The 14,337-nt window shown below is 50.5% G+C and carries 13 protein-coding genes; 5 read left to right on the forward strand and 8 right to left on the reverse strand.

Annotation, left to right across the window (positions count from 1 at the left end):
• Window positions 1-34: 34 nt before the first annotated feature.
• A complete protein-coding gene (locus HYT77_03605; protein MBI2067078.1) occupies window positions 35-853 on the reverse strand; it encodes a hypothetical protein in 819 nt (272 codons plus the stop codon).
• Between the two features lie 206 nt (window positions 854-1,059).
• Between HYT77_03605 and HYT77_03610 the strand changes: the two genes are divergently transcribed.
• The gene (locus HYT77_03610) at window positions 1,060-2,640 is read left to right on the forward strand and encodes a hypothetical protein (GenBank protein ID MBI2067079.1); all 1,581 of its coding nucleotides are present in this window, start codon (window positions 1,060-1,062) and stop codon (window positions 2,638-2,640) included.
• Complete coding sequence (locus tag HYT77_03615; GenBank protein MBI2067080.1) at window positions 2,637-3,476, forward strand: TIGR02147 family protein; 840 nt, start codon at window positions 2,637-2,639, stop codon at window positions 3,474-3,476. Before HYT77_03610 ends, HYT77_03615 begins: the two co-directional genes overlap by 4 nt.
• A gap of 25 nt (window positions 3,477-3,501) precedes the next feature.
• On the opposite strand, the gene rodA is transcribed toward HYT77_03615, so the two are convergent.
• Genes rodA through HYT77_03640 form a run of 5 tightly spaced genes read right to left on the reverse strand, consistent with a single transcriptional unit; the run spans window position 3,502 to window position 8,854 of the window.
• Window positions 3,502-4,608, reverse strand: a complete 1,107-nt coding sequence (rodA, locus tag HYT77_03620) for a rod shape-determining protein RodA (GenBank protein ID MBI2067081.1) — start codon at window positions 4,606-4,608, stop codon at window positions 3,502-3,504.
• Window positions 4,605-6,494 (reverse strand): penicillin-binding protein 2, encoded by a 1,890-nt coding sequence (mrdA, locus tag HYT77_03625; GenBank protein ID MBI2067082.1) that lies wholly within the window; start codon window positions 6,492-6,494, stop codon window positions 4,605-4,607. The genes rodA and mrdA overlap by 4 nt, the downstream gene beginning before the upstream one ends.
• Window positions 6,495-6,498: 4 nt before the next feature.
• Entirely contained in the window at window positions 6,499-6,975 is a 477-nt protein-coding gene (locus HYT77_03630; protein MBI2067083.1) for a hypothetical protein, read from the reverse strand.
• Complete coding sequence (gene mreC / locus HYT77_03635; GenBank protein MBI2067084.1) at window positions 6,972-7,769, reverse strand: rod shape-determining protein MreC; 798 nt, start codon at window positions 7,767-7,769, stop codon at window positions 6,972-6,974. The genes HYT77_03630 and mreC overlap by 4 nt, the downstream gene beginning before the upstream one ends.
• A gap of 47 nt (window positions 7,770-7,816) precedes the next feature.
• Complete coding sequence (locus tag HYT77_03640; GenBank protein MBI2067085.1) at window positions 7,817-8,854, reverse strand: rod shape-determining protein; 1,038 nt, start codon at window positions 8,852-8,854, stop codon at window positions 7,817-7,819.
• Between the two features lie 112 nt (window positions 8,855-8,966).
• Here HYT77_03640 and HYT77_03645 point away from each other — a divergent pair, with 112 nt between their 5' ends.
• From HYT77_03645 to HYT77_03655, 3 genes are read left to right on the forward strand one after another with little or no spacing between them, the layout of a single operon-like run.
• The gene (locus tag HYT77_03645) at window positions 8,967-9,617 is read left to right on the forward strand and encodes a SurA N-terminal domain-containing protein (protein ID MBI2067086.1); all 651 of its coding nucleotides are present in this window, start codon (window positions 8,967-8,969) and stop codon (window positions 9,615-9,617) included.
• Window positions 9,577-10,971, forward strand: a complete 1,395-nt coding sequence (locus HYT77_03650; GenBank protein MBI2067087.1) for an HD domain-containing protein — start codon at window positions 9,577-9,579, stop codon at window positions 10,969-10,971. Before HYT77_03645 ends, HYT77_03650 begins: the two co-directional genes overlap by 41 nt.
• Window positions 10,931-11,725: a dephospho-CoA kinase gene (locus tag HYT77_03655; GenBank protein MBI2067088.1), complete on the forward strand. Its 795-nt coding sequence runs from the start codon at window positions 10,931-10,933 to the stop codon at window positions 11,723-11,725. The genes HYT77_03650 and HYT77_03655 overlap by 41 nt, the downstream gene beginning before the upstream one ends.
• On the opposite strand, the gene pnp is transcribed toward HYT77_03655, so the two are convergent.
• Together pnp and rpsO are read right to left on the reverse strand one after the other, a co-directional pair.
• On the reverse strand, window positions 11,667-13,889 hold the full coding sequence (gene pnp / locus HYT77_03660; protein MBI2067089.1) for a polyribonucleotide nucleotidyltransferase: 2,223 nt from the start codon (window positions 13,887-13,889) through the stop codon (window positions 11,667-11,669). The genes HYT77_03655 and pnp overlap by 59 nt on opposite strands.
• A 165-nt stretch (window positions 13,890-14,054) precedes the next feature.
• Window positions 14,055-14,315 carry a 30S ribosomal protein S15 gene (gene rpsO, locus HYT77_03665; GenBank protein MBI2067090.1) on the reverse strand — a complete coding sequence of 87 codons (261 nt, stop codon included), beginning with the start codon at window positions 14,313-14,315 and terminating at the stop codon, window positions 14,055-14,057.
• Window positions 14,316-14,337 lie beyond the last annotated feature (22 nt).

Below are 14,337 nucleotides of genomic sequence, written 5' to 3' on the forward strand. Positions count from 1 at the left end.
AGTCAGTTTTGCCATTATTCTCAAAGGGGAAAGTCTAGGCACCTCTACTGTTAGCCGAGAGCGCCTCTCCAAAATAGCCGGCCGCGACAACCGTGAGACCCGGAGTTAAATAAGAGGTCAGCGAAACAAGGGCGGTGAGAGAAGCCAAAAGGAGTTCTTTGCCTGTCCCCAGTCTTGCCAGATGGAGTAAGGCAAAAGAACTGGCCCGGATCTCTTCGTACAAGATAGGGCTATAAACAAGCGTGAGGAGGGATCCGAGTAACCAGGGAGAGGAGGCATCAGTGGCCGCATCGATTCGACAGTAGTAGACGTTGGCTAACGAAAAAACACCCATGGCCCCCATCAACCTTATTTTCCCTTGGCGGTGAAAGAAATTTCGGACATCGTCTGAAATCTTGAAATATCCCCTGGGGAGACAATGGCCTAACTCATGAAGCTGTGAAAAGGCATGCGGGCTGCCATGGGGAATGATGACAATATGGCCGGTCTTCAGACGAATGATCTGTTCTGCCCCTCCTCCATAGAGGATTCTCACGGAGTCACCCAGATGATATCGGGCAAGAAAATGTTTCTGATGCTCAATAAATCTCCTGCCATCGGAGGATGCCATAAATTCATTAAACCTTCTGTCCGTCGGGACAAAGGGATCTTTGATGAATTCAAGCGTCCCTCCTCCCCGGCGCAAATGAAATATCTCTCCTTGGGTAGAGATGTACCGATCCGGCTCTTCGGCCAAAACCGTTTCAAAGCGGTTTGAAATCCCATTCACCACTTTTTTCAGTCCGCTCGCTAACCCCAATGACCCAAGAACGGCAAACCCGGACAGAAGACCCTCGATTGCAAAAAAATCCATCTTGGCTCCTTTATCGATCAGAGAGGGGATGAGTTGTCCACTTTGTTTGTGTACATATATATATATTATTATAATAAAATTTATAAAAATATATTAAATACAAATACTTATTTTAATCATTGTGTTCAAATGAATACATAAAATACATTTAATCGTTGAAGTCATTTTGATATATTCTTATAATCGGCTTCACATAAGGGGGACCCATGAGACTCACTATCAGAAATAAAATAGCACTCCTTCTAATAATCCTTTTTCCGATGATCGCCTGTCTCAGCTCCGGACCAGGAGGGGGCAATGACAGCTCTACCAGTTCGGGAAGCTCAGGCAGTTCAGGAAGCACCACACGCGGTACAACAGGTGGCACTGAGACTGGTTCGAGTGAAGGATCCAATGACGACAATGATGACTCTGACGTGGACTCCTCCGGAGGGGGAACGACCGGTGGTTCCGGCAATACCATCACGGTATCAGGCCAGTTTTCCAAACTCTCGGTACTAAACCTGGATACTCCGGAATTACTCGTGGATAAAGAGGTTGCCACCTCAGGCACCATTACCGATGTGATGGCTGTCAATCCAGCCACAGGGGGGACCGGTTGTCGAACCAATTCGGTCGAATCGTCAGGGCATTTTGAGATTAGTCTGACGAAGGGCAAGCCATGGTTCTTTTACTTCTTCAACAGGAATGCACGGGGCCGGAGCATGTTTCTAGGGCGCTTCTATTCCAGAACGTTAGATACCCTTGTACCAACAAGTACATCAAACGATCTTGACCTGGAGAACATCGGTATCGATCCAACGAACGGGACCGCCACCTCCAGCAAGGACCACTCGGACCTTTTATCCGGTTTAGGGCTGGACGCAGATCGGGCCGAGCAGTTCGGGGAACAGGATGATCTAACACGTCGTTATAGCAACCCCGATATCGATGGGGATGGGGAGATCGATTGTGGGAATTCCAATAAAAACTTCATGCTCGATTTTCATATCCGCTACGATATGAAAAAAAACAACCAGACGGTTTCGGTCACTGATCTCGTTGATCAATTCCTGGATAGTTCTGTCACAACAGCAACCTATACCGGCACGGGGGTCTATGTTGCCTACCCCTCCATTTTTTCAAGTCTCGACACCGGTTCGGCAACCTTTGTCGGTTCCGATGTAACAACCTCCGAGGGAGGAAGTATTCCGGCCAACACACCCACCAGCGCAGTGACAACAAACAACTTTGGCAACCACAAAGGATTTGGTCCTAATCTGACCAGTTCCTCCGAACTTCCTGACGGGGAGATTCAATACAAAATCGGTGGTGAAACACTGACCTTTACAGATGTCCAAACCCCTTCCTTAACAGAGATTACGGCGCCAACAGGCCGTATCTTTCCCTTTTTAAAACTGATTAAAAAGTCTGCTTCCTGCACGGAAAGCTGCACCCTTTCCGGCATCGGTTACCAATGGATGAAAAAACAATCGAACGGCTGGGTCGAGGCGACACAAACAGACCTTGATTTTCTTGTCGCAAGTGGGGGTGGCTATTTTGGATTCCGGGTTGGCTCTGAAGATAATGCAAACAAGACGGTTAGTTTTACAATTCCTGCCACAAGCCTTTCAGGAACCATCGACTGGAGCTCCACGAATGCTAGTCTTTCGGGCGTTACCGCCTCTGAGCTCCTGGACATAACGGTAAATCAGATCTGCCACGTTGGCTTAAGCCACGATGACAAATTGGGGATGAGGTATTTTCAGGGCATTCAGAACGCCGAGGGGGGTTGCTCAGTACAATGAGACAGGAATCAAAAATCAATCTGTTCCAGTATCGGGATTACCGTCAGTATCTTAGGGATTGGTATCAGGAATCAAAAAAGAGGAGGGGATTTTCGTTTCGAGCGTTTGCGAAACAGGCCGGATTTAAATCAAGCAACTTTATGATGCTGGTTATCCAGGCGAAGAGAAATTTGACGGAAGAATCCCTCAAAAAATTCATGGCGGGACTTAAGCTCAACAAACAGGAGCAGGAATTCTTCAGAAATCTTGTTTTTTTCAACCAGTCGGAGACTCATGAGGATAAAAACTACTACTACGGGTTGCTCCTTCAATCGAGAAAATTAAATGAGCTCAAACCGATCGAGAAACAACACTATGACTATTACTCCGCCTGGTACCATCCGGTTGTGCGTGAATTGGTTATCTCAAAAGATTTTGATGGTACACCGGAATGGATTGCAAAGCGGATTTTTCCCAAAATTACTCCCCATCAGGCCGCTAAATCGATAGAGCTTTTGCATCAGTTGGGCATGATTGAAAAAACAGGGTCTCAGGGCTGGAAACAGACGAGCCCTATGATATCGACAGGACCTGAACTGACCTCTTTAGTCGTTCACAACTATCACAAATCATTGCTGGATCTTTCGAAGGAGGTCATGGACCTACTTTCGCTTCATCACCGGGATACCAGCGCGATGACACTCGGTGTTTCTAAGGGACAATTGCCTGAACTCAAAGAGAAGATCCGCGGTTTTCGTCGGGAGATCCTCAAGATGGTTTCCCAATGTGAGGTCCCGGAAGAGGTGGTTCAGCTCAACATCCAGTTTTATCCCGTTACGGCAGTGGCTGACTCATAAACCCGATGCTTGCGGCAGAAAGCCGCTAAAACATAAACCGTCGCATCGAAATATTCATCAGAAAGCTGATCCCAATGAGAATCGTTACAACGGACGAGCCTCCGTAGGAAAGAATCGGCAGTGTGACCCCGGTAAGAGGTATCAGTCCCAGCACGCCTCCCAGATTGATCACAACCTGCCAAAAGAGGATTGCCGAGATTCCTAGTCCTAAAAATATCCCAAACCTCTCTCTCGCCTTGGAGGCGATCTGCAGACCGAATGAGATCAGCGTGGCGTAGAGAAAGAGCGTGAAAAACGATCCCACCCATCCCCACTCCTCGGCCAGCACCGGAAAGATAAAATCGGTATGCCGCTCCGGAAGGTAGAGAAGTTTGCTATGCATCCCCTGCAGGTAGCCCTTGCCAAAAACGCGCCCCGATCCGACCGTAATCTTTGATTGGAGGAGATGATACCCTTCTCCCCTGGTGTCTTCACTCGGGTGCAAAAATGCCTCAATCCTGGATTTCTGATGCGGCGAAAGAACAAATTTATACGAAACAATCCCGCTGATCAAAAGCAAAACAGAGAGAATTAACACAACCTTCCTCTGAATGCCCGCAAAGGCGAAGAGGGAGGCCGACAGGAATATAAAGAAAAGGGCCGATCCCATATCCTTCCCCAAAACGATAAGAACGATCGGGAGAAGGGCCATGATCCCCGGACGAACCAGTTCAATTAATTGATAGGAAGATCGTCCCGGGGGATTGTCTGAAAAAAAACGGGCAAAGGCAATGACAAGGGAGATCTTCGCAAGTTCCGCTGGTTGCAGGTTGAGTCCGCCAATCACGAGCCAGTTTCGATTTCCGCCAACTGTTTTTCCGAAAAAAACGACCAGGAGCAAAAGGACCAACGTGACAAAATAAACGGGATAGGAAAAACGGATCCAGAGACGATAATCGATAAAAAGAAGGAGGGCCCCAAGAAGCAGTCCAAGGCCGATCCAGAGCCCCTGAGACCAGACGAATGATGAAATCCCTCCCTTCGTCAAATTATAGGTGGCACTATGGAGATTGACGAGGGAAATAGCGCAAAGGCCAATAAGCGTCCAAAAAAGCGGCCAGTGAAACCGTGACTGAAATTTCTTGTCGATCATTCCCTAACGGCTCCTTCCGAAGCACTCTGCATGAATTTCTCTACAACCACTTTGGCAATCGGCGCTGCGGCCTGGGCACCAAACCCGCCATGTTCCACGAGAACCGCCACGGCAATCTGTGGATTTGAAACCGGCGCAAAGGCAACGAACCAGGCATGATCCTCAAATCTGCCTGTCCCCCCTACCCTTTTTTTCGCCTCTTCACTGATCACCTGTGCCGTTCCGGTCTTGCCGCCCATCGCCACAAGAGAGGAGCGGCTCCCATAAGCGGTCCCCTGCGGAGTGGCTACAACATCCGCCAGGGCCGCCCGAACAAGCGAAAGGTTCTCCTCCGACACGGGGATTCTGACCGATACATCTTGTTCTCCTTCAAAAAAAGGAGCCTGAATCTCCCCCTCATCCCTCTGAACCGACTGGGCTAAATGGGGTCTCAACGATCTTCCACCATTTGCCACGATTGCCATCATCCGGGCGCTCTGGAGGGGCGTCACCAAAACAGATCCCTGTCCCACCGCAATCGAAAGATTTTCACCAGCATACCAAGGCTCTCCAAACGCCTTCTTCTTCCACTCTTCTGTCGGGATGAGGCCCTCTTTCTCACTCCACAGATCAATTCCGGTCTTTTCGCCCAACCCAAGGTAATGGGCATACTTCGCCAGACGGTCAGCACCCAGCCTTAACCCCAATTCATAAAAGAAGGTGTCGCAGGACTGAACCAATGCCTCATGAAGAGAAACCGATCCATGTCCCCCTTCCCGCCAGCAACGGAAAAAACGGCCTCCAAACCTCATCCCTCCCCCACAATACAATTTCTCATCGGGACGAATGACCTTTTCTTCCAAAGCAGCGATGGCGGTCACAATTTTGTAGGTCGAACCAGGCGGATAAGGTTGCAGGGCCCGATGAAGGAAAATTTTGGCCGGGTCTGCCACGAGCAATTTCCAGCGATCTGAAGAAATCGTCGTGGTGAGTTCGGCGGGGTCAAAAGAGGGGCGGCTCACCAGGGCCAACACCTCTCCATTGCGGATATCAAGTAGAACCAGGGCACCACTCTTCTGCTGAAAGGCAAATTCCGCTGTTTCCTGAAGCTCCTTGTCAATACTAAGAACGAGGTCGGCCCCCTGACGTGGAGGGATATCCTTGAGAAGCCCCTGCACTTCCTCACCGGAAATTTCCTGTCCGATCGCGTTAACGAGCTTCTGCCAAACCCCATCTTCCCCCTTCAAACTCGACTCCCAAAATCCCTCCAGACCGCTGGACCCTACCAAATCTCCGAGCCAATAGCGGTTCGGGAATTCACTCTGCAGTTTCTTAAAGGTTTCCGGCGAGACCTCGCTTAAATATCCGAAGGTCAGCGCCGCCAGAAAACCGGAGGGGTGGCGACGGAGCGGACGTGGAATAATCTCAACGCCTCTTAAGTCATAGGAATCGGGAAGACCGTTGGCGGTAACTCGCATCACCTTCAGTTTCGCCGCGAGGTCATAGGGGAGATCCGTCCAGATCCGAAGGGGATAAAAAGGAGGTAGCTCCTTGACCCAACGCCAGCGAAAATCAAAGAGATCCCCGGAAATTCCTGTTAGTTTCATGAGGCTTTCTTTCAACAATTTCCTGTCCCGAACATACTGGGGGATCACGGCCAGATCAAAAGAGGGCCGGTTTTCAACAAGGACCCTCTTTTTTCGGTCCAAGATCAGACCACGCGCCGCCGGAATTCTGATCTCCTTGACGGTATGTTCGGAAGAGAGGATCCAGAAAAAATCCCCACGAACGATCTGCAAGACAAAAAGGCGGAGAAGGATGAAGAGGAGAGCAACCCCCAAGGCAACATAACAAAAAACAAAACGTCTGGAGAGTTCCTTCACCCCTTCCTGCGGGAAATCAAGCATGGTGCTAACCCTTCTCCTGCCACTTTGCTTCAAGCCGGGCCAGCAAGGGGAAAAGAACCAGTGCAATACTTGTTTGAAGCAGAGAGAACAACGTCCACAGCCCCAAGGAGGAAAAGAGATCTCCCCTCCCCAAGAGAAAGGATTCCGTTCCTTTCTGAAAAATAGAAAAAATGAAAACCAGAAAGAGCCGCATCAAGATCCCCTCAAGATAGAGTGCTTCCCGGGCTAGATGGGCAAGGACAAAAAGAAACAGATAAGTCAGGCTCACAACACCTGGGAGAGGAGAGGCCAACGCCTCCATAGCAAGTCCCGCAACGAGCACCGCCAACCCTCCTAACCAGAAAGAGCCTGTCATTGCGAGATGGATGACCAACAGGAGAGGAAGATCCGCTTTGACCTGAGACGAGGGCCAGCACCAAAACCCCCCTTGGAGGGTCACTCCGACGAGGAAAACCGCAATAAAAAAAAGCGCTTTTTTCATGATGGCCGGATCACAAGAACCTCTTGCACTTTGTTCATCTCGACCGAGGGGACAATCTCTCCGTTGAGAAAGAGCTCCCCCTCCTCCCCTTTCACGTATCGAACAGTCCCAATCGGAATATCGGCCGGGAACACCTCATCCAGTCCGGAGGTTACGAGCTCATCTCCCACAATCACTTCACTCGATCGATCCCAAAACTCGAGGGCGCCTATAAACAGAGGTCGGGAAAAACCAATCTCCTTTCCATGTCCAACGACCAAACCCCGCGCTCCTGTCCGTACAACGCGGGCATCAACCGAACTTGTGGGATCTGTGACAAGAAGCACCTTGGACCGGTGGGGCCCCGCCTCGATCACCCTCCCGACGAGCCCTCGGGAGGTGATCACAGGAAACCCTCGACGAACCCCCTCCTCTCGACCCCGATTGATAAAGAGGATATCAAACTCCCCCATAATCGGATAAGAAACAATGCGCGCGGTGATCGCTTCTGAGATCTCATCCCTTTTTATTTCCAGGAGATCCGTGAGACGTTCATTCTCACGCTGCCAGGCCTCGCAAAGAGTCTGAGATTCTCTTAAAAGTTCGTTCTCTTTTTGCAGGCTTTCATTTTCCCTCTCAACTTCCATGAGATGAATGTACCGATAAAAAACAGAAGAGAACCCACTCCTTACCCACAGAACGCTGCCAATCACCGGGGTCACGATCATTTTGGAGCCTCCATAAATCCAACGGACAAAGAAGGGGGCCGCGTCAGGCTGGTGGCGATTCTGATAGAGAGAAAACGAAAGCGCCACGAGGATAAGAATGAAAACGATTTTATGTAAGTAACGTCGGTTGCTTTTCAAGATATTGTGATGCCACGCAGTGTTTCAAGCTGATCGAGTGCCATTCCGGTGCCTCGCACGACACAGGTCATCGGATCTTCAGCCACCATGACTGGCAAACCGGTCTCTTCGCGAATCAGCACATCCAAATTCCGAAGGAGCCCACCCCCTCCCGCCAAGAAGATGCCGCGGTCTACAATATCAGCAGAGAGCTCCGGAGGCGTCTGTTCCAACGCATCCTTAACGGCAGCAACGATCGCATTGACAGGCTCCTGAATTGCCTCACGAACCTCTTCGGAATTGATCTCAATCGTCCTGGGAACTCCGGCCACGAGGTCTCTCCCCTTGACTTCCATGGTGCGAACTTCGCGCTCAGGATAGGCCGTGCCAATATTAACCTTGATCTGCTCCGCCGTCCTCTCACCAATGAGGAGGTTATACTTTCTTTTGATGTATTGAATGATACTATCATCCAGACGATCTCCGGCGATCCGGAGCGACTTGCTAAAAACAATTCCGGCCAGCGAAATAACGGCAACTTCCGTTGTCCCTCCTCCAATGTCGACAATCATATTTCCGGAAGGCTCTGTAATCGGCAATCCGGCGCCGATCGAGGCCGCCATCGGCTCCTCAATCAGATAAACCTCACGAGCACCGGCCGACTCCGCCGATTCACGAACAGCCCTTTTCTCAACCTCGGTAATGCCGGAGGGAACACAGATAATGATCCGGGGCCGGATAAGAGTTTTCCGGTTATGCGCCTTGCGAATGAAGTAGCGAAGCATCGCCTCGGTCACCTCAAAATCGGCAATGACCCCTTCCTTCATCGGACGGATCGCCTCGATGCTCCCCGGCGTACGACCCAACATCTCCTTGGCCTCCTTGCCGACGGCGAGGATCTTTTTGATGCCACGCCCATCCCTTTGAACCGCGACAACCGAGGGCTCAAACGCAACAATTCCCTTCCCCTTGGCATAGACAAGGGTATTGGCCGTCCCCAGATCAATGGCTAGATCATTGGAAAAAAGACCAACGAAGTAATCAAGAAAAAACATATTCACTCCACCAAGTCCGCTGGCGAGTACCACTGGAGGCTAGCATTATCAACAAATTTATTGCTTTTTCAACATCTTCCAAGCTATCGAAATCATCTAAAAAGGAAAGGTTATGCTCGATCTGTTAAGGCGTCGTGCCAGTTCCTGGCTTATCAAGGCGATGTTGGCCGTGATTGTACTCTCCTTCGCCCTCTACTTTGGCTATACACAGATCGAATACCAGCGCCAAAGGTCAAAACAGTCCATTGCCGTGGTAGGAGATACCGTGATCCCCAGACAAACATTTGATGTTTTTCTGGAAAACAACCTCTCCCAGCTAAGGCAGTCCTCCCGGGAAGAACTGCCGGAAAATTTTGAGACCTTCTTGAAGCAAAACCTCCTTCAGCAGCTTGTTGCACAAGAGGTCGCCCACCTCTACGCCCTCTCCTTAGGTATTCGTGTTCCCGACAAGAAGGTCGCCGAAGCAATCCAGGAAAATTCAATGTTCGTCAAAAATGGGGTCTTTGATTACGAATTTTACCACAACAACTACCGCCCCTACTTTAATAAACGGTTCGGGGAGGACTTTGAAAAGGTGGTGAAAAAGGAACTCGCCCTCAATTATTTAAGCAGACTCTCCTCCCTCTGTTACGACCCATGGGAAGGCGTCTTACGTCAGTCCAACAGGGAAGAAAAAACCCTCTCTTCCTCGCAGATTCTCTCCCAATGGATCGAGCACTTCCGTGAACAAACCAAAATACAGATTTATCCAGACACTGTTTGATCAGGGGGGTGAGGTTTACGAGGTCGGCGGTACCGTGCGGGACCACCTCCTCCACCGCTCTCATAAAGATAATGATCTCCTGGTCACAAAGCTCTCCTACACACAAATCCTGGATATTTTAAAACCACTGGGGGAGGTGTTTACTGTCGGCAAAAGTTTTGGGGTTATCAAGTTTCATCCGAAAGAATCCCCTGATCTCTGTTTTGACCTCGCCCTTCCCCGAAAAGAGGTCTCCACGGGAGTTGGTCACCGCGATTTTGAGGTCGACTTTAATCCCGACCTGCCCGTTGAATTTGATTTAGCACGACGCGATTTTACAATTAACGCCATGGCGCTTCATTTGAAAAAACAAACCTTAATCGATCCGTTTGGAGGCGAGGAGGATTTGAAAGGGAAAATTCTGCGAGCCGTCTCGGACCGGGCGTTTGAAGAGGACCCGTTGAGACTCCTTCGTGGTATCCAGTTTGCCGCCCGCTTCGAACTAATCGTCGAGGAAAAAACGCTCGCATCAATTAAAAAAAACGCCTCTCTCATCCAAACGGTCTCTGTGGAGAGGATCGCAGAGGAGATCCGTAAGCTGTTTCTGGCGAGACAACCTTCACGGGGTTTTGTCCTGATGCAACAAACCGGGCTGCTGGGTCATGTTTTCCCTGAACTGGAGCAAAATGTTGGGGTCAAGCAGGGGAACAAGATTCGTAACGATGACGTCTTTATGCACACAATGCGGGTGCTGGATGCCTCCCGAGAAGACAAGGCGATTCCGTCTGCAGGAGATCTGGAACTGATGCTATCCGCCCTCTATCACGACGTCGGGAAGGCACGAACGCGTCGTTTTGTTCCGGAAAAAAACCGGATCACCTTCTATGGCCATCAAACCCTTTCAAACAAAATGGCCCGTAAACGATTCCAGGTGCTGAAACTTTCAACGATAGGGGTGGATGTCGAACGGGTCGCCAACCTGATTGAGCATCATATGTTTCAAACCAAGTCGTTTTTTTCGGACCGCGCGATCCGGCGGTTTATCAACAAGGTGGGACCGGATCTTATCCTGAAACTGGTCGATCTGCGACTCGCAGATAACCGGGGCGGGAAGTACCCCGAAGGGATTCATGGGGTTCTCCGGCTCCGAAAAAAGATCGCCGAGGAGCTCGCCAACCAGCCTCCCCTTTCGCCCAAAGACCTTGCCGTAAGCGGTTTTGATATCATGAAGCTTGGGGTCCCTGAAGGGCCACTCGTCGGACAGATCTTGAAAGATCTCCTGGAAGTTGTCATTGACAATCCGGAAAGAAACAACCAAGAGGAGCTGATCCAACTTGCCAAAGAAATCATCCAAAAAGAACAGGGTAAAAAATAACAAGAAATCGCACCCGCCGTTTGGCGAGAAGGAGTTTGTCCGATCTGTCTGGAAGGCGATGAGAGAACAGGAAAAGAAGAATCCCTCCATCGCCCTCCTTCATAAAAAACTCTCGGGCGAAATGAATAAAACCGAGCTGATCGGTCTCACGGGAGGAATGGCATCGGGAAAATCACTGATTGCCTCCTTTTTCAAAAAGAGAAAAGTTCCGGTTGTTGATGCAGATCAGGTTGCACGTGAGGTGGTTCAACCCGAAACACCGGCCTGGCAGAAAATCGTCCAAACATTTGGACCGGGAATCCTAAAACCGGACAAAAACATTGACCGCCAGGGCCTGGGACAAATCGTCTTCTCCAACGAATCACGGAGAAAAATATTGGAGGAGATCACCCATCCTGAAATTTTCAAGGGAATACGAGCCAAGGTCGATCAGTTCAGAAAAAAAGGGTTCCCGATCATTGTCATTGATGCCGCTCTCCTTTTTGAATCAGGGCTTGACTGTGGCATGAAGAGCACCATCCTTGTGGTGACAAAACCGTCTGTTCAGCTGAAACGTTTGATGAAACGAGACAAACTTTCGGAGGCGGATGCCTGGAACCGTATTCTCTCCCAAACAGGTGAGGGTCAAAAAAGAGAGAGGGCCACCTACGTGATCGACAATAGCGAAACTCGACTGGCGACAGAGAAGCAGTTCCTTAAAATCTGGAGGGACGTCGGTCCCGACCACCCGAGGCGCGCCGGTCACGGTCTCTGAACCCACCACGATCACGATCGCGCGGTCCACGATCACGACGCTGTCCTTCCCCTTCAGGAGGCGGTGTCCAGCCTTCTGGGGCAGGCATCGTGTCCCGTCGGCTCAAGGCAACCTTTCCGCTCGGTTCAATCCGGATGACTTTGACCTGCACCTCATCTCCCTCCTTGAGGACATCCTCCACACGGTTCACACGCTGATAGTCGATCTGCGAGATATGCAGAAGGCCGTCCGTATTGGGAAGGATCGTGACAAACGCCCCAAAGTCAGTGATCTTGGCCACCTTCCCCGTGTAAATCTTGCCTAATTCGGGAACCGCCGTAGAGGCCTCCACCTTTTCAACCGCCTTCCTCATCGCCTCTTCATTAATGGCAAAGATTTTTACGGAGCCGTCATCCTCGACGTCGACCTTGGCCCCGGTCTCTTCAATAATCCCACGAATGTTCTTTCCGCCCGTTCCGATGAGCGCCCCAATCATATCCTTGGGGATCTTGATCATCGTCATACGCGGGGCATAGGGCGATAACTCGGGCTTTGGCAGGGCAATCGCCTGTATCATCTTGCCCAAAATATGGAGGCGACCCCGGCGGGCCTGATCAAGTGCCTGACTTAAAATCTCCTCTGAAATACCGGCGATCTTGATATCCATCTGAAGGGCAGTCACTCCCTTGCTCGTACCGGCCACCTTAAAATCCATGTCGCCCAGATGGTCCTCATCACCCAAAATGTCGGAGAGGATCGCCACACGATTTCCTTCCTTCACAAGCCCCATCGCAATACCAGCCACCGGGTCCTGGATCCGTACACCGGCATCCATGAGCGACAACGTAGCACCACAAACAGTGGCCATGGAGGAAGAGCCGTTGGACTCCAAAATCTCGGAGACAATCCGGACCGTGTAAGGAAACGATTCTTCGGATGGAATCATCCGCTTCAACGATCTTTCCGCCAGATTTCCGTGGCCGATCTCCCTTCGCCCGGGGGAACCAAGTCTTTTGACCTCACCAACCGAGAAGGGTGGAAAATTATAATGAAGCATAAACCGCTTCGTCTTCTCTTCAAGGAGGGCATCAATAATCTGCTCATCCTCACCTGTACCAAGCGTCGTGGTAACAAGCGCCTGGGTCTCTCCGCGTGTAAAAAGGGCTGACCCATGGGCCCGCGGGAGAATGCCAACCTCACAGCTGATCGAACGAACATCTTCATAGCCGCGTCCATCGACACGATGACGCTCCTCCAGAACCATTTTTCTCATCGCATTATAATGGAGCTCTTCAAAACCGGACTCGACCAACGCCTTCTTGGATGCCTCGTCTTCCGCGGCAACAAAAGCGGCCAGGACCGACTCCTTCACTTGACCAACTGAATGGGACCTTTTCTGCTTTTCAGGAATCCGGAGTGCCTGTTCCAGATCACGCCCGAATTTCTGGCAAATCTCCTCCGCCATCCGGGAACTATCGGAAGGGGTATTAGACAAAACAATTTTTGGTTTTCCACACGCCTTCTGAAACTCCTCCTGAACGTCAAGCAGGGGGAGGATCGCCCGATGGGCGAACTGGATCGCTGCCAAAATATCTTTTTCCGGGACTTCGTTCGCTTCTCCCTCAACCATCACAACAGCATCCCGCGTCGCGGCCACAATCAATTCAATGTCGCTGATGTCCGTCTCAGAGAGACTCGGATTACACTTAAGCTCCCCATTAACACGAGCAACCCGAACACCGCCGATCGGCCCCATGAAGGGGGCATCGGAGAGCATCAGCGCCGCTGAGGCACCAATCATCGCCAAGGTATCCGGCTCAGTCTCCGGACCGGCCGATAAAACGGTTGCAATCACCTGAATCTCATAATGGAAATTTTCCGGGAAAAGAGGCCGAATGGGACGATCAATAAAGCGGCTTGTCAGAACCTCATGCTCGCTGGGACGGCCTTCACGCTTGAAGAAACCGCCAGGAATCTTGCCGGCCGCGAATGTCTTCTCAATGTAATCGCAGCTTAAAGGGAGAAAATCGACGCCCTCCCTCGGTTTTTTCGACATAACAGCCGTCACAAGAACGATGGTGTCATCGCAACGAACCGTAACAGCCCCGCCCGCCTGACGGGCGAGTTTTCCGGTTTCAATAATAATCCGTTTTCCTCCTAGATTGACTTCACGACATAGTGTCATATTTTCTTCCTTTCTTGCTTTGTCAGTAAACCTGTTCTTGAATTATAAAGGCTCTTTTGACTATTTTATGGGGGAGACAAAAGAAAAGCTGATAACTTAGAAACAGATCCCTTCTACACTCAAGGAATCATTGATAAATTATCAGTCTCTGTACCTGCTCCTCCCTCAAGCCCTCAAGCCTAGTTCCTTTGTAACTTTTTTGTACCTCTCAACATTCCTGTCTCGGAGATAGCTGAGCAGCCTCTTTCGTCGGCCGACCAGGACCAACAGACCCCGTCGCGACTGATGATCCTTCTGATGCCCCTTAAAGTGTTCCGATAGATGGTTGATCCTTTCACTCAAAAGGGCAATCTGGACCTCAGGCGAACCCGTGTCGGTGTCGTGCGTCTTGAACTTTAGTATAACACCCTGTTTTTCAACGATCATAATTGCCGCTACGCTATCACGC

It is taken from the genome of Deltaproteobacteria bacterium, from assembly GCA_016180855.1.
Lineage (GTDB): Bacteria > UBA10199 > UBA10199 > JACPAL01 > JACPAL01 > JACPAL01.